Source organism: Aeribacillus composti, assembly GCF_031760945.1.
In the GTDB taxonomy this organism is placed as follows: Bacteria; Bacillota; Bacilli; order Bacillales; family Aeribacillaceae; genus Aeribacillus; species Aeribacillus composti.
Genome location: NZ_CP134501.1, coordinates 119,811 through 141,425 on the forward strand (window position 1 = coordinate 119,811; position 21,615 = coordinate 141,425).

21 protein-coding genes and 2 other annotated features are annotated in these 21,615 nt (G+C 40.6%); all 21 genes read left to right on the forward strand.

The window, feature by feature from the left end; all coding sequences use genetic code 11:
- The first annotated feature begins 2 nt into the window (after positions 1 to 2).
- Positions 3 to 1,064, forward strand: a complete 1,062-nt coding sequence (gene disA / locus RI196_RS00625) for a DNA integrity scanning diadenylate cyclase DisA (protein WP_066247900.1) — start codon at positions 3 to 5, stop codon at positions 1,062 to 1,064.
- 99 nt (positions 1,065 to 1,163) lie between these two features.
- Complete coding sequence (locus RI196_RS00630) at positions 1,164 to 2,258, forward strand: PIN/TRAM domain-containing protein (protein WP_311066735.1); 1,095 nt, start codon at positions 1,164 to 1,166, stop codon at positions 2,256 to 2,258.
- Positions 2,259 to 2,273: 15 nt separating this feature from the next.
- Positions 2,274 to 2,966 carry a 2-C-methyl-D-erythritol 4-phosphate cytidylyltransferase gene (gene ispD / locus RI196_RS00635; RefSeq protein WP_063387134.1) on the forward strand — a complete coding sequence of 231 codons (693 nt, stop codon included), beginning with the start codon at positions 2,274 to 2,276 and terminating at the stop codon, positions 2,964 to 2,966.
- Positions 2,963 to 3,442, forward strand: coding sequence for a 2-C-methyl-D-erythritol 2,4-cyclodiphosphate synthase (ispF, locus tag RI196_RS00640; RefSeq protein ID WP_063387135.1), 480 nt, complete (start codon positions 2,963 to 2,965; stop codon positions 3,440 to 3,442). The genes ispD and ispF overlap by 4 nt, the downstream gene beginning before the upstream one ends.
- Before the next feature lie 71 nt (positions 3,443 to 3,513).
- Entirely contained in the window at positions 3,514 to 4,974 is a 1,461-nt protein-coding gene (gltX, locus tag RI196_RS00645) for a glutamate--tRNA ligase (RefSeq protein WP_311066736.1), read from the forward strand.
- A gap of 42 nt (positions 4,975 to 5,016) precedes the next feature.
- Positions 5,017 to 5,250 (forward strand) — a binding site (T-box leader).
- A 37-nt stretch (positions 5,251 to 5,287) separates the two neighbouring features.
- On the forward strand, positions 5,288 to 5,968 hold the full coding sequence (cysE, locus tag RI196_RS00650) for a serine O-acetyltransferase (protein WP_311066737.1): 681 nt from the start codon (positions 5,288 to 5,290) through the stop codon (positions 5,966 to 5,968).
- Positions 5,965 to 7,362: a cysteine--tRNA ligase gene (gene cysS / locus RI196_RS00655; RefSeq protein WP_311066738.1), complete on the forward strand. Its 1,398-nt coding sequence runs from the start codon at positions 5,965 to 5,967 to the stop codon at positions 7,360 to 7,362. Before cysE ends, cysS begins: the two co-directional genes overlap by 4 nt.
- 2 nt (positions 7,363 to 7,364) lie before the next feature.
- A complete protein-coding gene (locus tag RI196_RS00660) occupies positions 7,365 to 7,793 on the forward strand; it encodes a Mini-ribonuclease 3 (RefSeq protein ID WP_066247904.1) in 429 nt (142 codons plus the stop codon).
- The gene (gene rlmB / locus RI196_RS00665; RefSeq protein ID WP_063387140.1) at positions 7,741 to 8,526 is read left to right on the forward strand and encodes a 23S rRNA (guanosine(2251)-2'-O)-methyltransferase RlmB; all 786 of its coding nucleotides are present in this window, start codon (positions 7,741 to 7,743) and stop codon (positions 8,524 to 8,526) included. Before RI196_RS00660 ends, rlmB begins: the two co-directional genes overlap by 53 nt.
- A gap of 3 nt (positions 8,527 to 8,529) precedes the next feature.
- Positions 8,530 to 9,045 (forward strand): NYN domain-containing protein, encoded by a 516-nt coding sequence (locus tag RI196_RS00670; RefSeq protein WP_063387141.1) that lies wholly within the window; start codon positions 8,530 to 8,532, stop codon positions 9,043 to 9,045.
- 79 nt (positions 9,046 to 9,124) lie between these two features.
- Positions 9,125 to 9,778, forward strand: a complete 654-nt coding sequence (sigH, locus tag RI196_RS00675; protein WP_063387142.1) for an RNA polymerase sporulation sigma factor SigH — start codon at positions 9,125 to 9,127, stop codon at positions 9,776 to 9,778.
- A gap of 63 nt (positions 9,779 to 9,841) precedes the next feature.
- Positions 9,842 to 9,985, forward strand: coding sequence for a 50S ribosomal protein L33 (gene rpmG / locus RI196_RS00680; protein WP_082829425.1), 144 nt, complete (start codon positions 9,842 to 9,844; stop codon positions 9,983 to 9,985).
- A gap of 34 nt (positions 9,986 to 10,019) precedes the next feature.
- The gene (secE, locus tag RI196_RS00685) at positions 10,020 to 10,202 is read left to right on the forward strand and encodes a preprotein translocase subunit SecE (RefSeq protein ID WP_063387143.1); all 183 of its coding nucleotides are present in this window, start codon (positions 10,020 to 10,022) and stop codon (positions 10,200 to 10,202) included.
- Positions 10,203 to 10,318: 116 nt separating this feature from the next.
- Entirely contained in the window at positions 10,319 to 10,852 is a 534-nt protein-coding gene (gene nusG / locus RI196_RS00690; RefSeq protein WP_063387144.1) for a transcription termination/antitermination protein NusG, read from the forward strand.
- Positions 10,853 to 11,032: 180 nt separating this feature from the next.
- Positions 11,033 to 11,458, forward strand: a complete 426-nt coding sequence (gene rplK / locus RI196_RS00695; RefSeq protein WP_063387145.1) for a 50S ribosomal protein L11 — start codon at positions 11,033 to 11,035, stop codon at positions 11,456 to 11,458.
- Between the two features lie 103 nt (positions 11,459 to 11,561).
- On the forward strand, positions 11,562 to 12,260 hold the full coding sequence (gene rplA / locus RI196_RS00700) for a 50S ribosomal protein L1 (RefSeq protein WP_063387146.1): 699 nt from the start codon (positions 11,562 to 11,564) through the stop codon (positions 12,258 to 12,260).
- A gap of 55 nt (positions 12,261 to 12,315) precedes the next feature.
- Positions 12,316 to 12,458: a sequence feature (ribosomal protein L10 leader region), on the forward strand.
- A gap of 43 nt (positions 12,459 to 12,501) precedes the next feature.
- Entirely contained in the window at positions 12,502 to 13,002 is a 501-nt protein-coding gene (gene rplJ, locus RI196_RS00705) for a 50S ribosomal protein L10 (RefSeq protein ID WP_063387147.1), read from the forward strand.
- 54 nt (positions 13,003 to 13,056) lie between these two features.
- Positions 13,057 to 13,422, forward strand: a complete 366-nt coding sequence (rplL, locus tag RI196_RS00710; protein ID WP_063387148.1) for a 50S ribosomal protein L7/L12 — start codon at positions 13,057 to 13,059, stop codon at positions 13,420 to 13,422.
- A 104-nt stretch (positions 13,423 to 13,526) separates the two neighbouring features.
- Positions 13,527 to 14,129, forward strand: coding sequence for a class I SAM-dependent methyltransferase (locus RI196_RS00715; RefSeq protein WP_311066739.1), 603 nt, complete (start codon positions 13,527 to 13,529; stop codon positions 14,127 to 14,129).
- A 254-nt stretch (positions 14,130 to 14,383) separates the two neighbouring features.
- Positions 14,384 to 17,962, forward strand: a complete 3,579-nt coding sequence (rpoB, locus tag RI196_RS00720) for a DNA-directed RNA polymerase subunit beta (RefSeq protein WP_063387150.1) — start codon at positions 14,384 to 14,386, stop codon at positions 17,960 to 17,962.
- Between the two features lie 42 nt (positions 17,963 to 18,004).
- Entirely contained in the window at positions 18,005 to 21,607 is a 3,603-nt protein-coding gene (gene rpoC, locus RI196_RS00725) for a DNA-directed RNA polymerase subunit beta' (RefSeq protein WP_117017138.1), read from the forward strand.
- The last annotated feature ends 8 nt before the right edge of the window (positions 21,608 to 21,615 follow it).

Here is a 21,615-nt window from a genome sequence, read left to right on the forward strand (position 1 = left end):
CTATGAAACAAGAAAAATCGCTTAAGGAAATCTTGCAATTTGTAGCCCCAGGCACACCAATCCGGGAAGGAATTGAAAACGTGCTGCGCGCAAAGACCGGGGGGCTAATTGTTGTAGGATATAACGAAAAAATCAAACAAATTGTAGACGGGGGATTTTATATCAATTGCCCTTTTTCCCCCGCCTATTTATATGAACTAGCTAAAATGGATGGAGCCATTATTTTAAGCGACTCAGGGCAAAAAATTTTATACGCAAACGCACAGCTCGTTCCGGATACGAGCATAGAGGTAAGAGAAACAGGCATGAGGCATAGAACAGCTGAACGAGTAGCAAAGCAAACAGGAAATCTCGTAATTGCTATTTCTGAAAGAAGAAATGTCGTCACATTATATTTTGGCAATTCCCGCTATGCTTTGAGGGATATCGGCGTCATTTTGACGAAGGCCAATCAAGCTTTGCGGACGTTGGAAAAGTATAAATCTGCCACTGACCAATCCATTAATAATTTAGGATCTTTAGAGTTTGAAGATTTAGTCACGATCGACGAAGTGATCCAAGTTTTACATAGAATAGAAATGGTGCTGCGAATTAAGAGTGAAATTATTAATTATATTTACGAACTCGGTACAGAAGGGCAGCTGATTCAGCTTCAGATGACCGAGCTTTTAGCAGATATTGAAAAAGAAGCGGCTCTGCTTATCAAAGATTACAGCATGGAGCGGCTGAATGATCCTATTCCTGTATTAAAGCAGCTGCAAGAATTGTCCAGCTCAGCATTATTAGATGATGCGGTTTTATTGAAGCTGCTCGGATATCCCCATTTTACCAATATGAATGAACCTGTTGTTCCTCGAGGTTACCGGTTTTTGCATAAAATACCAAAGCTTCCTTCCGTTATTATTGAAAATTTAGTGACAACCTTTGAAAATTTGAAACAAATTGCAAATGCTACCGTAGAAAAGCTTGATGAAGTGGAAGGAATAGGTGAAGTTAGGGCGAGGAAAATTAAGGAAGGATTAAGGCGCCTCCAAGATCAGTATAACATTGCAAGGGAGCTCTAACACATCCTTTACAGTAATTTATCAATATTTTTACAATCCTTGTTTTTAGATGTTTGAAAGGTTTGAAAGTGTATATAATGAAATAAAGGAGGTGGAGGTATGTTAAAACGAATTGTTCAAATATTTTTCTTTTTTGTTGGCGGAACGTTAGGTGTTTTGTTTATACCGGAATTATTATTTCTCTTAAGTCTTGATGATGTTCCATTTCTGATGACACCATATACATTGGCGATATTAGGTGCAATTTTATTTTATATAACCTCCTTCTGGCTAGTGGATTATGTGGTGAATTGGATAAAATTTATAGAAGAGAAATTAGTGAAAGCTCCGGTTACGGATGTATTATTTGGCAGTTTAGGATTAATTTTTGGTCTGATTATTGCTTATTTAATTGGAATTTCATTATCTGAACTTCCATACCCAATTATCAATAACATTGTTCCGATCTTTTTAACCATAATTTTAGGATATTTAGGTTTTCAAATCGGATATAAAAAGCGCGACGAACTGTTGAACTTGTTTTCGATTACAGCAAGAATCAGCAAGAAGAAAGCCTCTCAAGAAGAAGAGGAAAATGTTGAAAAGAAAAGCTTAAAAATATTAGATACAAGTGTTATTATAGATGGCAGGATTGCAGATATTTGTCAAACAGGTTTTTTAGAAGGGACCATTATTATTCCTCAATTTGTGTTGGAGGAACTTCAGCATATAGCGGATTCTTCAGATGTGCTAAAAAGAAATCGAGGAAGAAGAGGTCTGGATATTTTAAATAAAATCCAAAAAGAGCTGGACATTAAAGTGGAAATATGGGAAGGCGACTTCGAAGATATACAAGAAGTCGACAGCAAGCTTGTAAAACTGGCAAAAATCATTCAAGGCGTTGTGGTCACAAACGATTTCAATTTAAATAAAGTATGTGAGCTCCAAAACGTCTCTGTTTTGAACATCAACGATTTAGCCAATGCGGTAAAACCGATTGTACTACCAGGGGAAGAGTTAAATGTCCAAGTAATTAAGGATGGAAAAGAGCATAACCAAGGTGTTGCTTATCTTGATGATGGCACGATGATTGTTGTCGAGGACGGAAGGGACTATATCGGGAAAAATATTGATATTCTCGTTACAAGCGTTCTTCAAACATCTGCCGGACGAATGATTTTTGCAAAGCCAAAGCTGCTGGAAAAAGCATTGTAATAAGGGAGAAAGAAGATGGAATATCGGGTTGTCATACCAGCTGCAGGGCAAGGGAAAAGAATGAGGGCAGGAAAAAATAAACAGTTTATCAAACTTAATTCTTTACCTGTGATTGTTCATACTTTAATGGTGTTTGAAAAAGATCCTCAATGCACCGAAATTGTTCTAGTCATAAACGAGAAAGAGCGTGAAGAATTTCTTTCTTTACTGAAAAAATATAAAATAAAAAAAGTGCAAAAACTAGTTCCCGGAGGACAGGAACGCCAATATAGTGTTTACAACGGGTTAAAAGCTGTTGAAGAAGATGGTATAATATTAATTCACGACGGTGCAAGGCCTTTCATTCGCAGGGAAACCATTCATCAGCTTGTTGAAAAGGCTCATTTAGAGGGCGCAGCGGTCGTAGCCGTTCCTGTAAAGGATACTGTGAAAAGGGTTCGCAATATGGAAGTCATTGATACTGTTGAACGTTCTAGCTTGTGGGCAGTTCAAACGCCACAAGCTTTTCGTCTTTCCATCGTATTAAAAGCTCATGAAGCGGCCAATAGGGATCAATTTGTAGGAACAGACGATGCAAGTCTTGTAGAAAGAATTGGCGAAAAAGTTTGTATTGTACATGGGGATTATTCAAATATAAAGCTTACAACCCCTGAAGATTTGATTTTTGCCCGTGCGATTTTAGAGAGTGAAAGAGGGGAAAGGGAATGATTCGGATTGGACAAGGTTTTGATGTTCATCAGCTTGTGGAAGGAAAACCGCTTGTGATCGGTGGAGTCAACATTCCTTATGAAAAAGGATTGCTTGGACATTCTGATGCTGATGTTCTTCTTCATGCATTGACAGATGCCTGCTTGGGAGCGATTGGAGAAGGAGATATCGGCAAGCATTTTCCTGATACGGATCCTGCATATAAAGATATTGACTCGGCGAAATTGCTTCAAGAGGTATGGAACTTGGTAAAGGAGAAAGGCTATATATTAGGCAATGCGGATTGTACAATTATTGCTCAAAAACCAAAAATGGCGCCTTACATCCATCAAATGCGTACTAGAATTGCGGAGCTCTTGGAGGCTGAACTTGACCAAGTGAATGTTAAAGCAACGACGACGGAGGAGCTTGGGTTTACAGGACGCGGGGAAGGAATCGCTGCACAGTCAATCGTTTTATTGCAAAAGAAAAAGTAATCTTTGAACATCAATGGTTTGGTGGTACAATATTTTAAAGAATTACGGTTTGATTATTGGAGGGACAAAATATGGCTGACAATGGAATACGGGTTCGCTATGCACCGAGTCCGACGGGGCATTTACATATTGGAAACGCACGCACTGCATTATTTAATTATTTGTTCGCTAGAAGCCAAAATGGGAAATTTATTATTCGAATTGAAGATACCGATCAGAAGCGGAATATCGAAGGAGGAGAACAAAGCCAGCTTTTTTATTTAAAATGGCTTGGAATTGATTGGGACGAAAGCATAGACAAGGGCGGAGATTACGGTCCTTATCGACAATCGGAGCGGACAAGCATTTATAAAAAATATTATGAAGAGCTCTTGGAAAGAGACCTGGCGTATAAATGTTATTGTACGGAAGAGGAGCTTGAAAACGAGCGTCAAGCGCAAATCGATCGCGGTGAAATGCCAAGATATTCAGGGAAATGCGCGCACCTTTCTAAAGAACAGCAAGAGGCACTCGAAAAAGAAGGACGGAAACCAAGCATTCGTTTCCGGGTTCCAAAAGGAAAAATATATAAATGGAACGATATCGTAAAAGGAGATATTTCTTTTGAGTCCGATGATTTTGGGGATTTTGTCATCGTGAAAAAAGACGGAACACCGACTTATAATTTTGCCGTCGCCGTCGACGATCATTTAATGGAAATCAGTCATGTGTTGCGCGGAGAAGACCATATCTCCAATACACCGAAGCAAATGATGATTTATGAAGCTTTTGGATGGGAACCGCCTGTTTTTGGTCATATGACGTTAATCGTCAATGAAAACAGAAAAAAATTAAGCAAGCGTGATGAGAGCATCATTCAATTTATTGAACAATATGCTGAATTAGGGTATTTGCCTGAAGCGCTCTTTAATTTTATCGGTTTGTTAGGATGGTCTCCTGTTGGGGAAGAAGAGATTTTCAGCAAAGAAGAGTTTATTAAAATTTTTGATCCAAACCGATTATCAAAATCACCTGCTGTTTTCGATACACTGAAATTAAAATGGATGAACAATCAGTACATGAAAAAGCTTGATCTCGAAAAAGTAGTCGACCTTTCGCTGCCCCACCTTGTAAAAGCCGGGCGCATCAGTGAAAATATGTCAGAAGATGAAAGAGATTGGGTGCAACGTCTCATTTCCCTGTATCAAGAGCAAATGAGCTACGGTGCAGAAATTGTCGAATTAAGCGAAATGTTTTTTAAGGAAGAGATAGAGGTCGATGAAGAAGGAAAGCTTGTGCTTCAAGAAGAACAAGTTCCTTCCGTGTTAAGCGCATTTTTGGAAGAAGTGAAAGCAATTCAAGATTTCAAAGCAGATGAAATCAAAAAAGCGATTAAGTCAGTTCAAAAGGCGACAGGTCAAAAGGGGAAAAAATTGTTCATGCCGATTCGCGTTGCGACGACCGGGCAGACACACGGTCCTGAGCTGCCGCTTGCCCTTGAGCTCTTAGGAAAAGAAAAGATTATCACAAGGCTGGAAAAAGCACTAGATTAACTTTTTAAAAAAATTGTAATATAGTATGTATGAACAGATGACGGAAAAACGTTGAGAAGGAGAAGTAAGAAAGCAAACGGCTTTTCAGAGAGAACCTCCTTTGGCTGAAAGAGGTTTAAGTACGCGCTTTCTGAAATGCCCCTTCGAGTCTTTTGTCGAAACCAGCGGGAGTAGACAAAAGCGGAGACTCACCGTTATAAGAGTTAAAGTTGAGGGAAAAGAAAAGCTATACTTTTCCCTAAACAGAGTGGAACCGCGCTTATTTGCGTCTCTGTATCTATACAGAGGCGCATTTCTTTTTCAGTAGGGTATTATGATTACTTTTTATGGGAGGGAGAAAAATATGTGGAAAATATTAAAAGAAGATGTGGAAGTCGTTTTTGACCAAGACCCTGCTGCGAGATCTTATTTAGAAGTGATCTTAACTTATTCAGGCCTTCACGCCATATGGGCTCATCGGTTGGCGCATGCGTTTTACAAACGGAAATTATACTTTATCGCCAGGGTCATTTCGCAAATAAGCCGCTTTTTCACGGGAATTGAAATCCACCCTGGTGCCAAAATCGGTCGTCGTTTTTTCATCGATCATGGCATGGGTGTCGTTATTGGCGAGACTTGTGAAATTGGCGATAATGTTACTGTATATCAAGGAGTTACATTAGGCGGAACAGGTAAAGAAAAGGGGAAACGGCATCCTACCATCAAAAATAATGTTCTCATTGCAGCTGGCGCGAAGGTATTAGGATCTATTACGATTGGAGAAAACTCGAAAATTGGCGCAGGTTCTGTCGTTTTGCGCGATGTTCCGGATAATTCGACTGTTGTAGGCATTCCGGGGAGAGTTGTTGTGCAAAACGGGAAAAGGGTGAGAAAAGATTTAAATCATAGAGATTTGCCGGATCCTATTTCAGATAAATTAAAAGAGCTTGAAAAAGAAATAGGAAAATTAAAGGCAGAATTAGATAATCTGAAAAAAAAGGAGGGCGTTCAATGAGTATCAAAATTTATAATACATTATCCAGGAAAAAGGAAGAATTTATTCCTTTAGAGGACAACAAGGTAAAGATGTATGTTTGCGGTCCTACCGTTTACAACTATATTCACATCGGAAATGCTAGACCAGCCATTGTATATGATACAGTTCGTCGATATTTGGAGTACAGAGGGTACGATGTGAAATATGTGTCGAATTTTACCGATGTGGATGATAAATTGATTAAAGCTGCAAATGATTTGGGCGAAACGGTTCCGGAAATTGCAGAACGATTTATTAAGGCCTATTTTTCTAATATTGATGCACTGGGATGCAAAAGAGCGGATGTTCATCCTCGTGTAACGGAAAATATGGAGACAATCATTGAATTCATCCAAGCTCTCATTGACAAAAATTATGCCTATGAAGTCGACGGAGATGTGTATTATAAAACACGGTATTTTAAGGAATACGGAAAGCTTTCGCATCAATCAATAGATGAGCTTCATGCCGGTGCCAGAATACAAATTGGCGAAAAAAAGAGAGATCCGCTTGATTTTGCACTTTGGAAAGCAGCAAAAGAAGGGGAAATTTCATGGGATAGCCCTTGGGGAAAAGGACGTCCTGGCTGGCATATTGAATGCTCCGCAATGGCAAGAAAATATTTAGGGGATACAATTGATATTCATGCAGGCGGCCAAGATTTAACTTTTCCGCATCATGAAAATGAGATCGCACAATCCGAAGCGCTTACCGGCAAACCTTTTGCGAAATATTGGATGCATAACGGTTATATTAATATCAACAATGAGAAGATGTCTAAATCACTCGGAAATTTTATTCTTGTTCAAGACGTTTTAAAGCAGTATGACCCACAAGTATTTCGATTTTTTATGCTGTCTGTACACTACCGACATCCTATCAATTATTCGAAAGAACTTTTGGATAGTACAAAAAACGGATTGGAAAGAATCCGCACCTCATATATCAATTTAAAGCATCGGCTGGAAAGTAGTGCGAATCTCACTGATGATGATGAAAAATGGCTGGAAGAAATCAGCCGGCTAAAGAAGGAATTTATTCATGAAATGGACGACGATTTCAATACGGCGAATGCTATATCTGTCATTTTCGATTTAGTGAAAAATGCAAACTATTATTTGGAAAGAAAAAACACCTCCGAAAAAGTAATTAAGGCATTTTTGCAGCTATTTAATGAATTTGGCGATGTATTAGGTTTGACATTTGATGTTCAAGAGCTGCTGGACGAAGACATTGAAAGGCTGATAAACGAGCGAAATCAAGCTAGAAAAGAAAGAAATTTTGCTTTAGCCGACAAAATTCGAGATCAGCTCAAGGAAATGAACATTATATTGGAAGATACGCCTCAAGGAACAAGATGGAAAAGAGGATAAATATGATTGAGCTTGAAAAAATAAAAGAAGCACGGCAGCTTAATGGTCTTGTTTTAGCATATATGGGCGATGCTGTATATGAAGTATTTGTCAGGCATCATCTGTTATCAAAAGGAACTGTCAAACCGGGCCAGCTTCATAAATTGGCGAAGTCGTTTGTTTCGGCCAAAGCGCAGGCAGCGATTTTAAAAACATTAACTGACAACGGCTTTTTCAATGAAGAAGAGCTGGAAATAATGAAAAGAGGGCGAAATGCCAAATCAAACACGGTGCCGAAAAATACCGATGTACAAACATACCGATACAGCACGGCTTTCGAATCTTTAATCGGCTATCTTTTTTTAACAGGTGATCAAGATCGGCTAAACAACGTCATAGATGCTGCAATCGCTGCAACATACGAGAAAGGGGGAGTTGAACGTGGCGGATGAATATATATACGGGAAGAATTCGGTTATCGAAGCATTGAAATCGAACAGGGATATTAACAAAGTGTTTATTGCGGAAAATTCATATACTAAACAAGCGCAGCAAATTATAATGCTGGCGAAAAATAAAGGGGTAGCAGTTCAATTCGTTCCAAAGAAAAAGCTCGATCAGATCGTTTCGGGCAGCCACCAAGGAGTCATTGCGCAAGTTGCTGCATATAAGTATACGGATTTTGAAGATTTGTTCAAATTGTCTGACGAACGCGGGGAAGCGCCCTTTTTTCTGATTCTAGATGAAATTGAAAATCCGGCAAATCTCGGCTCGATTATGAGAACAGCTGATGCTGCTGGAGTACACGGCATTATTATTCCAAAGAACCGGGCGGTCGGTTTAACCAATGTAGTGGCAAAAACGTCAACGGGAGCAATTGAATATGTTCCCGTAGTCCGTGTGACAAACTTGGCACGCACGATTGACGAGCTGAAAAACAGAGGTATATGGATTTACGGCACTGATGCAAAAGGGGAAGACGATTATCGGACAATTGACGGGAAACTGCCCGTTGCATTAGTAATCGGCAGTGAAGGGAAAGGAATCAGCCGCTTAGTAAAAGAAAAGTGCGACTTCCTTGTGAAAATCCCGATGGTTGGTCATGTTACTTCTTTGAACGCCTCCGTTGCTGCCAGTCTATTAATGTATGAAGTTTTTCGTAAACGGCGGCCATCAGGAGAGTAGCCAATGGATATTTTATTAGTCGATGGATACAACATTATTGGTGCTTGGCCTGATCTGCAAAAATTAAAAGATGAAAACAATTTGGAGGATGCAAGGAAGATCCTGATCAACAAGATGGCCGAATATCAAGCATACACGGGGATGAAGGTGATTGTCGTTTTTGATGCTCATTTAGTGAAAGGAATTGAAAAAAAATATTTGGATAATCGCGTGGAAATAATTTTCACGAGAGAAAATGAAACCGCTGATGAACGGATTGAAAAGCTGGCCAAAACATTAAAAAATATTAAGACGAAAATTTATGTAGCAACATCCGACTATATAGAACAATGGACGATTTTTTCCCAGGGAGCTTTGAGAAAATCGGCGCGCGAGCTATATAACGAAGTGGTGTCTATTGAAGAAAGCATTCGAAAAAAAATTCAGCAAATTCAGGGCGAGCGCCCCGCTTCGAAAATTCGCCTTTCTTATGAAGTTGCCGAAAGGTTCGAAAAATGGAGAAGAGGAGATTTATCGTAATTTTGACATAAGTTGACGTTTATGGAAATCTTGCAGTATAATATTTCTAATAATTGTATGCGCGGTCGGGGTGATTTGCATGAGTGTTCAAGACAACAAGGGGGAAAAAATAAAAAAATTGCAGAAGCTTGAAGATGAACAAATTGTAGAGCTCGTCCACAAAGGCGACAGCGCTGCATTGGATTTCTTGATCACAAAATACCGGAACTTTGTGCGGGCCAAGGCAAGATCCTACTTTCTCATCGGGGCGGATCGTGAGGATATAATTCAAGAGGGGATGATTGGATTATATAAAGCGATTCGTGACTTTAAAGAGGACAAGCTTACCTCCTTTAAGGCATTTGCCGAGTTGTGCATTACCCGCCAAATGATTACTGCCATTAAAACTGCTACCCGTCAAAAACATATTCCTCTAAACTCGTATGTTTCATTGGATAAACCCATTTATGATGAAGAGTCAGATCGCACACTGATGGATGTAATATCTGGAGCAAAAGTAATGGATCCAGAAGAACTCATCATTAACCAGGAAAAGTTTGATGATATAGAATTGAAAATGGGGGAAATATTATCTGATCTTGAACGGAAAGTGTTGTCCCTTTATTTGGAAGGTCGTTCCTATTTAGAAATTTCAGAAGAATTAAACAGGCATGTAAAATCTATTGACAATGCCTTGCAGCGGGTGAAAAGAAAGCTAGAAAGATACTTAGAGCTGAGGGAATTTACTTCATAACTCATTGACATAAAAATTGCCATTATGTTACTGTTTAATAGAGTAAGTATCGGTAGGTGTAATATGAGAAAAAAAATAGTTCTAGCTTGTTCTCAATGCGGCAGCCGAAATTATTCAACGATGAAAAAGGCGACCGAAGAACGGTTGGAAATCAAAAAGTTTTGTAAAACGTGCCAAGCTCATACCACTCATCGGGAAACAAAGTAAATTGCACGATTCTTGGATTTCTGGAGGTAAACAAATGCAGCGCTTGACTGGATTTTTTCGAGATGTCGTAAAAGAAATGAAAAAGGTCAGCTGGCCGAAAAGAAAGGAATTGGTTCGCTATACGATTACGGTCATTACAACGGTAGCCTTTTTTGCTATATTTTTTGCTATTGTCGACTTAGGAATTTCTGAGTTATTAAGGCTTATTCTTGAATAAAAGCCTTTTATCCATGATATAATAGATATTATTCATAAGTCCGTCAGTAAACCCGGTAAACGGGTTTTTTCATTGCCTAAAAATGAAATGGGGAGGGAAGGACAAGGTCCTCTGATATGGAAAAGAACTGGTATGTTGTGCATACATATTCCGGCTATGAAAATAAAGTAAAAGCGAATTTAGAAAAACGCGTAGAGTCAATGGGCATGCAGGACAAAATTTTTCGTGTGATCGTCCCTGAAGAAGAAGAAATGGATATGAAAAGCGGAAAGAAAAAAGTGACGAAAAAAAAGGTTTTCCCTGGGTATGTTTTAGTAGAGCTCATCATGACGGATGATTCATGGTATGTGGTTCGCAACACTCCCGGAGTTACCGGATTCGTCGGCTCTGCAGGGTCTGGATCTAAACCAACTCCGCTTTTGCCGGAAGAAGTACAGGCAATTTTCAAACGCATGGGAATAGAAGAGGCTCGTGTGGAAGTTGATTTTGAATTAAAAGAAACGGTAAAAGTAAATGACGGCCCGTTTGCTAATTTCACGGGCGTTATCGAAGAAATCGATACAGATAGAAAAAAAGTCAAAGTTCTCGTCAATATGTTTGGGCGTGAAACACCAGTTGAACTAGATTTTTCCCAAGTTTCCAAATTGTAAAATGTAGAAAAACAAACTTGAAATCATTAATTAAAAATGGTAATATTTCTTAAGTCGATATGTCTCTGAAAGAGACTGAATGATGCATTAATCTTTCTCTCATTCATATAAAGAAGGATGTTGCATGAGTGGGAGGGTTTTACCCTATTACCACATCACGGACTTAAGGAGGTGTGTCTCGTGGCTAAAAAAGTGATTAAAATCGTGAAATTGCAGATTCCTGCAGGTAAAGCTAATCCTGCGCCGCCAGTAGGACCTGCTCTCGGTCAAGCTGGGGTTAATATCATGGGATTCTGTAAAGAGTTCAACGCTCGCACGGCTGATCAAGCTGGCTTAATTATTCCTGTTGAAATTACGGTATTTGAAGACCGTTCATTTACATTTATTACGAAAACTCCGCCTGCTGCCGTTCTTTTGAAAAAAGCAGCTGGAATTGAATCAGGTTCTGGTGAACCAAATCGTAATAAAGTGGCAACAATTAAACGCGATAAAGTTCGCGAAATTGCCGAAACGAAAATGCCTGACTTAAATGCAGCTAGCGTTGAAGCAGCAATGCGTATGGTTGAAGGCACAGCCCGAAGCATGGGCATTGTGATCGAAGACTAATCAATATGCATTGGTGTAGTAGGTTGCGAGTTTGTTTATTCAAGTTCGCAACCTTTATTCGTGGGAGGTTATTCCGCTAAAACCACATAAGGAGGAAAATGATATGGCAAAAAGAGGTAAAAAATATTTAGAAGCTGCAAAGCTTGTTGATCGTTCAAAAGCTTATGACGTAAAAGAAGCAATTGAATTAGTAAAGAAAACGAATATCGCAAACTTTGATGCGACAGTTGAAGTTGCATTCCGCCTTGGCGTTGATCCTCGTAAAAACGATCAGCAAATCCGCGGGGCTGTTGTGCTGCCGAACGGTACAGGTAAAACACAACGTGTATTAGTGTTCGCTAAAGGGGAAAAAGCAAAAGAAGCGGAAGCTGCTGGTGCGGATTATGTTGGCGACAGCGACTACATCAATAAAATTCAACAAGGCTGGTTTGACTTCGATGTTGTTGTGGCTACCCCTGATATGATGGGTGAAGTCGGTAAACTTGGACGTATTTTAGGTCCTAAAGGTTTAATGCCGAACCCTAAAACAGGAACGGTAACATTTGAAGTTGAAAAAGCTGTCAAAGAAATTAAAGCTGGTAAAGTTGAATACCGTGTAGATAAAGCTGGGAACGTTCATGTTCCAATCGGAAAAACTTCTTTTGACAGTGAAAAATTAGTTGAAAACTTTACAACAATCTACGATGCGCTATTAAAAGCAAAACCGGCAGCGGCAAAAGGCACTTACATGAAAAACGTTTCTGTAACGTCTACAATGGGCCCTGGAATTAAAGTAGATCCTTCCAGCTTTGTCGTGAAATAATAAACCGGTTTGACAAGCAGGGTGTATTTTAGTAAAATAAAAATGTTGTGTAATTAAATAGAATTCATTTATACCGTAGACAGTAGGTGCCGAAAGGCTTAATATCCTACCGAGGTGTATGATATAGATTAAGCGGAACGTTTGCTTATTTGTACGATACCTCCATGTCTGCGGGCATGGAGGTATTTCATTTCACCGGCGGTATAAGTGTTCATTTTCAATTTGCAGGAGGTGTAAACAAATGAGCAGCGCAATTGAAAAGAAGAAACAGATCGTTGAAGAAATTGCAGCCAAATTCCGTGAAAGCGTCTCTACTGTTATCGTAGATTACCGCGGTCTTAATGTAGCGGAAGTAACGGAATTGCGCAAAAGACTTCGTGAAGCAAATATAGAGTTCAAGGTTTACAAAAATACGTTAACTCGCCGTGCTGTTGAACAAGCAGAAATTTCTGGATTAGAAGAAGTGCTGACTGGTCCAAACGCTATCGCATTTAGCACTGAAGATGTCGTGGCGCCTGCTAAAATTTTGAATGATTTTGCAAAAGAGCATGAAGCGCTTGAGATTAAAGCTGGCGTCATCGAAGGCAATGTTGCAACAGTTGATGAAATTAAAGCGATTGCTGACCTTCCATCTCGCGAAGGCTTGCTTTCTATGTTGCTTTCTGTACTGCAAGCTCCTATTCGCAACTTTGCACTTGCAACAAAAGCAGTTGCAGATCAAAAAGAAGAGCAAGGCGCTTAAAGCAAATTTTCGTATTAAACTATTAGCAATTTAAAACATAAGGAGGAAAAACAAATGACAAAAGAACAAATTATTGAAGCGATAAAAGAAATGACTGTTCTTGAACTTAACGACTTAGTAAAAGCAATCGAAGAAGAATTTGGCGTAACTGCTGCTGCTCCTGTTGCTGTGGTTGGTGGCGCTGGCGGCGGTGAAGCTGCTGCAGAAAAAACTGAATTCGATGTTATTCTTGCTAATGCAGGTGCACAAAAAATTAAAGTTATCAAAGTTGTTCGTGAAATCACTGGCCTTGGCTTAAAAGAAGCAAAAGAATTAGTTGACAACACTCCAAAACCATTAAAAGAAGGCGTATCTAAAGAAGAAGCTGAAGAACTTAAAGCAAAACTTGAAGAAGTTGGAGCAGAAGTTGAAGTTAAGTAAAAGCTGTTAAATAAATAGAAAAGCTCGCTGATTCATTGGCGGGCTTTTCTTTTATGTATGAATTTCTGCCCGTAGAAAATACTCCTAAAAAAGGGGTGCAGAAAATGAGCGAACATTATTTTTCGGAAAAACCGGAAGTGGAAAGCAATAGGAGAAAAATTGAGTGCACGTTGAGAAATCATCCATTTGCGTTCATGACCGACCGCGGAGTTTTTTCAAAACGGGAGGTTGATTTTGGAACGCAGCTATTAATTGAAACTTTCGCTGCTCCCGAAATTCCAGGAGATATTTTGGATGTAGGCTGCGGATACGGACCGATCGGATTGTCAATTGCAAAATCGGAACCCGATAGAATGATTGATATGATCGATATAAATGAAAGGGCAATCGAACTTGCAGAACTGAATGCTCGAATAAACAACATTCAAAATGTCCGTGTGTTTCAAAGCAATTTGTTTGAAAAGCTGGAAGGGAAATGGTATGCTGCTATTTTAGCAAACCCTCCCATTCGGGCTGGAAAACAAGTCGTCCATCATATATTTGAAAAAAGCTTTGATCATTTAAAAGACCATGGAGAGCTTTGGATCGTTATCCAAAAAAAGCAGGGGGCTCCTTCCGCTAAACAAAAGCTGGAGACTCTGTTTCGTTCGGTAGAAGTGGCAGAGAGAAAAAAAGGGTATTATATTTTTAAAGCAAAAAAAGATTGACCTGCAATCCAGGATATGTTAACATTATAAAATGCCAATATATTAATTTCCATTTGTAGCTAAATTTTTTCTTGGATGTATAGAACCAATCCATTAAGGGAAAAATAATAAAATCAACTATTTCTGCGCAGTGGTTTTCTTTTTTCATAAAGAAAATCCTTTTTCTTTTTACTTGTAATAGTATTTATTTTATTATATAAAACATGGAATGCTATTTACAAGATATTATTATGCTGATTTGAGGGGTGACTCAGTTGACAAGTCAACTAGTTCAGTACGGACGACACCGCCAACGCAGAAGTTATGCGCGTATTAAAGAAGTGTTGGAATTACCTAATCTTATTGAAATCCAAACCTCTTCGTATCAGTGGTTTCTTGATGAGGGTCTTCGTGAAATGTTTCAAGACATATCTCCTATCGAAGATTTCACTGGTAACCTCTCGCTTGAGTTTATTGACTACAGCTTAGGTGAACCGAAATACTCCGTTGAAGAAGCAAAAGAACGCGATGTTACTTATTCTGCCCCGCTGCGGGTAAAAGTGCGCCTAATTAATAAAGAAACAGGCGAAGTGAAAGATCAAGATGTATTTATGGGCGATTTTCCGCTTATGACGGAAACCGGCACATTTGTGATCAATGGCGCAGAACGAGTAATTGTTTCCCAATTAGTCCGTTCACCTAGTGTTTACTACAGCGACAAAATTGATAAAAACGGTAAGAAGGGCTTTACAGCTACCGTCATTCCAAACCGTGGCGCTTGGTTAGAGTACGAAACAGATGCAAAAGATGTTATATATGTCCGCATTGATCGCACTCGCAAATTACCAGTTACGGTTCTTTTACGTGCCCTTGGGTTTGGCTCTGATCAAGAAATCATCGATGTGTTCGGAGAAAATGAATATTTAAGAAATACGTTGGATAAAGACAATACCGAAAGCCCAGAAAAGGCGCTTCTTGAAATTTACGAACGCCTGCGTCCTGGTGAACCGCCAACAGTTGAAAACGCAAAAAGCTTATTGATCTCCCGTTTCTTTGATCCAAAAAGATATGATTTAGCAAGTGTCGGCAGATATAAAATTAACAAGAAACTTCATATTAAAAACCGACTCTTTAATCAACGATTAGCAGAAACTCTAGTCGACCCTGAAACTGGAGAAATCATTGCTGAAAAAGGAACTATTATTGATAGAAGAACGCTGGATAAAATTTTGCCTTACCTTGAAAAAGGAATAGGTTTTAAAAAATTTACTCCTGATGGTGGAGTAGTTGATGAAGACATCACGTACCAATCTATTAAAATTTATGCTCCAAACGATCCGGATGGAGAAAAAATTCTCAACGTTGTTGGCAACGCAAACATTGATGAAAGTGTAAAAAACATTACGCCAGCAGACATTATTGCGTCCATCAGCTACTTCTTTAATTTGCTATATGGAGTAGGAAATACAGATGATATTGACCATCTAGGAAACCGCCGTCTTCGTTCGGTAGGGGAGCTTTTGCAAAACCAGTTCCGAATCGGACTTTCACGGATGGAGCGTGTTGTGAGGGAAAGAATGTCCATTCAGGATGCCAATACGATTACTCCGCAGCAATTAATCAACATCCGTCCAGTAATTGCAGCCATTAAAGAATTTTTTGGCAGCTCCCAATTGTCCCAATTCATGGATCAAACAAATCCTCTTGCAGAACTGACGCATAAGCGCCGTTTATCTGCATTGGGACCTGGCGGACTCACACGTGAACGAGCAGGCTTTGAAGTTCGCGACGTCCATTATTCCCATTATGGACGCATGTGTCCAATTGAAACGCCTGAAGGTCCCAATATCGGATTGATTAACTCATTATCAACATATGCAAAAGTAAACCGTTTCGGTTTTATTGAAACGCCGTATAGAAGAGTTGACCCTGAAACAGGGAAGGTAACAGACCGAATTGACTATTTGACAGCTGACGAAGAAGATAACTATGTTGTTGCTCAGGCTAACGTGCCAGTAGCGGAGGATGGAACGTTTTTAGAAGATAATATTGTTGCCCGTTTCCGCGGGGAAAACATAGTGGTGAAAAAAGACCGTGTCGACTACATGGACGTTTCGCCTAAGCAAGTTGTATCAGCAGCAACAGCTTGTATCCCGTTCTTGGAAAACGATGACTCCAACCGTGCATTAATGGGTGCGAACATGCAGCGCCAAGCTGTTCCTTTGCTTCAACCAGAAGCGCCTATTGTTGGTACCGGAATGGAGTATGTATCGGCTAGAGACTCTGGAGCAGCTGTCATCTGCAAGCACGCAGGCGTTGTCGAACGAGTTGAAGCCAACAGAATTTTAGTTCGCCGTTATGAAGAAGTGGACGGCCAAAAGGTTAAAGGTGATCTCGACGAGTACAAATTGTTGAAATTCGTCCGTTCCAACCAAGGAATGTGCTACAATCAGCGCCCAATTGTATCTGTTGGAGACGAAGTCGAGAAAGGCGAAATTTTAGCTGACGGTCCTTCCATGGAAAAGGGAGAGCTTGCTTTAGGCCGAAATGTACTTGTCGCCTTTATGACATGGGATGGATATAACTATGAAGATGCCATCATCATGAGCGAGCGTCTTGTAAAAGAAGACGTCTATACTTCCATCCATATTGAAGAATATGAGTCTGAATCCCGTGATACAAAATTGGGTCCGGAAGAAATCACTCGTGATATTCCAAATGTCGGAGAAGACGCTCTTCGCAACTTGGATGAACGAGGCATTGTCCGAATTGGAGCAGAAGTTAAAGACGGCGACTTGCTTGTTGGGAAAGTAACGCCAAAAGGAGTTACAGAACTGACTGCTGAAGAACGATTATTGCACGCTATTTTTGGAGAAAAAGCACGTGAGGTTCGTGATACATCACTTCGTGTTCCGCATGGGGGCGGAGGTATTGTTCTTGATGTAAAAGTGTTTAACCGTGAAGACGGAGATGAACTGCCTCCAGGTGTCAACCAGCTGGTGCGTGTATACATTGTACAGAAGCGTAAAATCTCTGAAGGGGATAAAATGGCAGGCCGCCATGGAAACAAAGGGGTTATTTCCCGAATTCTCCCTGAGGAGGACATGCCGTTTTTGCCGGATGGAACACCAGTTGACATCATGTTAAATCCATTAGGAGTACCTTCCCGGATGAACATCGGGCAAGTATTGGAATTGCACCTAGGAATGGCGGCTAAGAAGCTGGGCATTCATGTTGCAACTCCGGTATTCGATGGTGCGACAGAAGAAGATGTATGGTCAACAATTGAAGAAGCTGGGATGGCTCGTGATGCGAAAACGGTCCTTTACGACGGCCGCACTGGGGAACCTTTCGATAATCGCGTGTCTGTCGGAATCATGTATATGATCAAACTGGCGCACATGGTTGACGATAAACTGCATGCTCGTTCCACAGGTCCATACTCGCTTGTTACACAGCAACCGCTCGGCGGTAAAGCACAGTTCGGTGGACAGCGGTTCGGAGAAATGGAGGTTTGGGCTTTAGAAGCCTATGGAGCAGCATATACATTGCAAGAAATCCTTACTGTAAAATCAGACGATGTTGTCGGTCGTGTAAAAACATACGAGGCAATCGTAAAAGGCGAAAATGTGCCTGAACCTGGAGTTCCTGAATCTTTCAAAGTATTAATTAAGGAGCTTCAAAGCTTAGGACTGGATGTTAAAATTCTCTCAAGCGATGAACAAGAAATCGAAATGAGAGAATTGGAAGATGAGGTAAATTCCACCCAGTCAGATGGCCTCTCTTTAACGACTGATACAATCGAAGAGGAAATTGTTGATAAAGAAGAAAAAGATGCAGTTGCCAAAGAGTAAAGGAATTTTTTGCTACGGAAGATAAAAAGGGAGGTAGGCCCCTTGCTGGATGTAAATAATTTTGAGTATATGCACATCGGTCTTGCTTCACCTGATAAAATTCGTTCATGGTCATATGGTGAAGTGAAAAAACCAGAAACGATCAACTATCGTACTTTAAAGCCTGAAAAAGACGGTTTGTTTTGTGAACGTATATTCGGTCCGACAAAAGATTGGGAATGCCACTGCGGAAAATATAAACGGGTTCGCTATAAAGGCGTAGTATGCGATCGATGCGGTGTTGAGGTTACGCGAGCAAAAGTGCGTCGGGAGAGAATGGGGCATATCGAACTTGCTGCCCCTGTCTCTCATATTTGGTATTTCAAAGGGATTCCAAGCCGTATGGGACTAGTTCTTGACATGTCACCTCGAGCATTGGAAGAAGTTATTTATTTTGCCTCTTACGTCGTGACAGATCCTGGGGACACACCACTTGAAAAGAAACAGCTTTTATCTGAAAAAGAGTATCGCACATACCGCGAGAAATACGGAAATGCCTTCCAAGCATCAATGGGTGCGGAAGCAATTAAAAAATTATTGCAAGATATCAATCTTGATAAAGAAGTAGAAGCGTTAAAAGAAGAGCTTAAATCTTCTCAAGGCCAGCGGCGCACAAGAGCGATTAAACGCCTTGAAGTGATGGAGGCATTCAGAAATTCCGGAAATGACCCTTCATGGATGGTGTTGGATGTACTTCCTGTCATTCCGCCTGAATTGCGGCCGATGGTTCAATTGGATGGCGGACGCTTTGCAACTTCCGATTTGAACGATTTGTATCGCCGTGTTATTAACCGAAACAATCGTTTAAAAAGACTGTTGGATCTTGGAGCGCCAAGTATCATCGTGCAAAATGAGAAACGGATGCTTCAAGAGGCTGTTGACGCACTTATTGACAATGGACGCCGTGGTCGTCCAGTTACTGGACCGGGAAATCGTCCACTGAAGTCACTCTCTCATATGCTGAAAGGAAAGCAAGGACGCTTCCGTCAAAACCTGTTAGGAAAACGGGTTGACTACTCTGGACGTTCCGTTATCGTTGTCGGCCCAAATCTGAAAATGTATCAATGCGGTTTGCCAAAGGAAATGGCGCTTGAGCTCTTTAAGCCTTTTGTCATGAAGGAGCTTGTTGAAAAAGGGCTGGCACATAACATTAAAAGCGCCAAACGGAAAATTGAACGCGTCCATCCTGAAGTTTGGGATGTGTTGGAGGAAGTCATTAAAGAACATCCGGTTCTGCTTAACCGGGCACCGACTTTGCACAGATTAGGAATCCAAGCGTTCGAACCGACGTTAGTCGAAGGGCGTGCCATTCGTCTACATCCGTTGGTATGTACAGCCTATAATGCTGACTTCGACGGTGACCAAATGGCTGTTCACGTTCCGTTATCGGCAGAAGCACAAGCAGAAGCAAGGCTGTTAATGCTTGCGGCTCAAAACATTTTAAATCCGAAAGACGGAAAACCGGTTGTTACGCCTTCACAAGATATGGTGTTGGGGAACTATTACTTAACAATGGAACGTGAAGGAGCGATCGGAGAAGGGAAAATTTTCAAAGATCCTGATGAGGCGCTCATTGCCTATCAAAACGGCCATGTACATTTGCATACACGAATTGCAGTACATGCCGGTTCCTTAAAGAACGAAACATTTACAGAAGAACAAAATAAAAAGCTTCTGATCACAACGGTAGGAAAATTAATATTCAACGAAATACTGCCGAATTCGTTCCCGTATATTAATGAGCCATCAACTAAGAACATTCAAGAATGCACGCCTGATAAATATTTTGTTGATCCGGCACAGGTAGATGTGCGGGAGCACATTAAAAACCAAGAAATCATTCCTCCATTTAAAAAAGGAATTTTAGGAAAAATTATTGCCGAAGTCTTTAAGAGATTCCATATTACTGAAACATCGAAGATGCTTGACCGCTTAAAAGATTTAGGCTTTAAATATTCGACTAAAGCCGGAATTACAATCGGTGTTTCTGATATTGTTGTGTTGGCGGAAAAAGAAGCAATTTTAAAAGAGGCGCAAGCTAAAGTTGACAATGTCTTGAAGCAATTCAGACGCGGATTAATCACTGAAGATGAGCGGTACGATCGTGTTATCTCTATTTGGAGTGCTGCTAAAGACACCATTCAAAGCAAGCTGATGAATTCATTAGATAAGCGGAATCCGATTTTCATGATGAGCGATTCAGGAGCTCGCGGAAATGCATCTAACTTCACACAGCTTGCGGGAATGCGCGGACTGATGGCTAACCCTGCTGGACGAATTATTGAGCTTCCGATTAAATCGAGTTTTAGAGAAGGTTTGACAGTGTTAGAATACTTCATCTCGACCCATGGTGCCAGAAAAGGTCTGGCAGATACAGCATTAAAAACTGCTGACTCCGGTTATTTAACACGCCGCCTTGTAGATGTTGCGCAAGATGTGATTATTCGTGAGGAAGACTGCGGAACAGACAGAGGAATTTTAGCGAGAGCGCTGAAAGACGGTTCAGAAGTTATCGAAAAACTCGAGGAACGGATTATCGGACGATATGCAAGAAGATCGGTTATTCATCCTGAAACGGGCGAAGTGCTTGTCAGGGAAAATGAAATGATTACCGAAGACATAGCAGCTCAAATTGTCAATGCAGGGATAGAAGAAGTTTGGATTCGCTCTGCATTCACATGTAATACAAGACATGGTGTATGTAAAAAATGTTATGGACGGAACTTGGCTACCGGCACTGATGTCGAAGTAGGCGAAGCGGTAGGAATTATCGCTGCTCAATCGATCGGAGAGCCGGGTACACAGCTGACGATGCGTACTTTCCACACCGGTGGGGTTGCCGGCGACGACATTACCCAAGGTTTGCCGCGTGTTCAAGAATTGTTTGAAGCCCGTAATCCAAAAGGGCAAGCGGTTATTTCAGAAATTGACGGGGTAGTTGCTGAAATTAATGAAGTGAGAGATAAGCAGCAAGAAATTGTCGTCCGCGGTGAAGTGGAAACACGCACATACACGGCGCCATTTAACGCCCGCTTAAAAGTAGCTGTGGGGGACCGTGTAGAACGCGGCCAAGAAATTACGGAAGGTTCAATAGATCCAAAAGAATTGTTGAAAGTAAAAGACATTTTAGCCGTTCAAGAATATTTGCTTCGTGAAGTGCAAAAAGTGTACAGAATGCAAGGTGTGGAAATCGGCGATAAACATATTGAAGTAATGGTGCGGCAAATGTTGCGGAAAGTCCGTGTCATCGATTCCGGCGATACGGATGTTCTGCCGGGAACACTCCTTGACGTTCATCAATTTACAGAAGCAAATAAAAAGGTGCTTTTGGAAGGAAAACGCCCTGCAACAGGACGTCCGGTATTGCTCGGTATTACAAAGGCATCGCTTGAAACGGAGTCCTTCTTGTCTGCCGCATCATTCCAAGAGACAACACGCGTATTAACGGATGCGGCCATTAAAGGAAAACGGGATGAACTGTTAGGCTTGAAGGAAAATGTTATTATCGGTAAGCTTGTTCCGGCTGGAACAGGAATGCAGCTCTATAGAAAAATAAAACCGGTCATGAATAAAAAATCCGTTGACGAAACGATTTCGGTTGAATAATTGTCGGG

What these genes read in the sequence shown, in the direction of transcription:
- disA (WP_066247900.1), top strand. Translation starts at nt 3, where the DNA reads ATGAAACAAGAAAAATCGCTTAAGGAAATCTTGCAATTTGTAGCCCCA.
- RI196_RS00630 (WP_311066735.1), top strand. Translation starts at nt 1,164, where the DNA reads ATGTTAAAACGAATTGTTCAAATATTTTTCTTTTTTGTTGGCGGAACG.
- ispD (WP_063387134.1), top strand. Translation starts at nt 2,274, where the DNA reads ATGGAATATCGGGTTGTCATACCAGCTGCAGGGCAAGGGAAAAGAATG.
- ispF (WP_063387135.1), top strand. Translation starts at nt 2,963, where the DNA reads ATGATTCGGATTGGACAAGGTTTTGATGTTCATCAGCTTGTGGAAGGA.
- gltX (WP_311066736.1), top strand. Translation starts at nt 3,514, where the DNA reads ATGGCTGACAATGGAATACGGGTTCGCTATGCACCGAGTCCGACGGGG.
- cysE (WP_311066737.1), top strand. Translation starts at nt 5,288, where the DNA reads ATGATTACTTTTTATGGGAGGGAGAAAAATATGTGGAAAATATTAAAA.
- cysS (WP_311066738.1), top strand. Translation starts at nt 5,965, where the DNA reads ATGAGTATCAAAATTTATAATACATTATCCAGGAAAAAGGAAGAATTT.
- RI196_RS00660 (WP_066247904.1), top strand. Translation starts at nt 7,365, where the DNA reads ATGATTGAGCTTGAAAAAATAAAAGAAGCACGGCAGCTTAATGGTCTT.
- rlmB (WP_063387140.1), top strand. Translation starts at nt 7,741, where the DNA reads ATGCTGCAATCGCTGCAACATACGAGAAAGGGGGAGTTGAACGTGGCG.
- RI196_RS00670 (WP_063387141.1), top strand. Translation starts at nt 8,530, where the DNA reads ATGGATATTTTATTAGTCGATGGATACAACATTATTGGTGCTTGGCCT.
- sigH (WP_063387142.1), top strand. Translation starts at nt 9,125, where the DNA reads ATGAGTGTTCAAGACAACAAGGGGGAAAAAATAAAAAAATTGCAGAAG.
- rpmG (WP_082829425.1), top strand. Translation starts at nt 9,842, where the DNA reads ATGAGAAAAAAAATAGTTCTAGCTTGTTCTCAATGCGGCAGCCGAAAT.
- secE (WP_063387143.1), top strand. Translation starts at nt 10,020, where the DNA reads ATGCAGCGCTTGACTGGATTTTTTCGAGATGTCGTAAAAGAAATGAAA.
- nusG (WP_063387144.1), top strand. Translation starts at nt 10,319, where the DNA reads ATGGAAAAGAACTGGTATGTTGTGCATACATATTCCGGCTATGAAAAT.
- rplA (WP_063387146.1), top strand. Translation starts at nt 11,562, where the DNA reads ATGGCAAAAAGAGGTAAAAAATATTTAGAAGCTGCAAAGCTTGTTGAT.
- rplJ (WP_063387147.1), top strand. Translation starts at nt 12,502, where the DNA reads ATGAGCAGCGCAATTGAAAAGAAGAAACAGATCGTTGAAGAAATTGCA.
- rplL (WP_063387148.1), top strand. Translation starts at nt 13,057, where the DNA reads ATGACAAAAGAACAAATTATTGAAGCGATAAAAGAAATGACTGTTCTT.
- RI196_RS00715 (WP_311066739.1), top strand. Translation starts at nt 13,527, where the DNA reads ATGAGCGAACATTATTTTTCGGAAAAACCGGAAGTGGAAAGCAATAGG.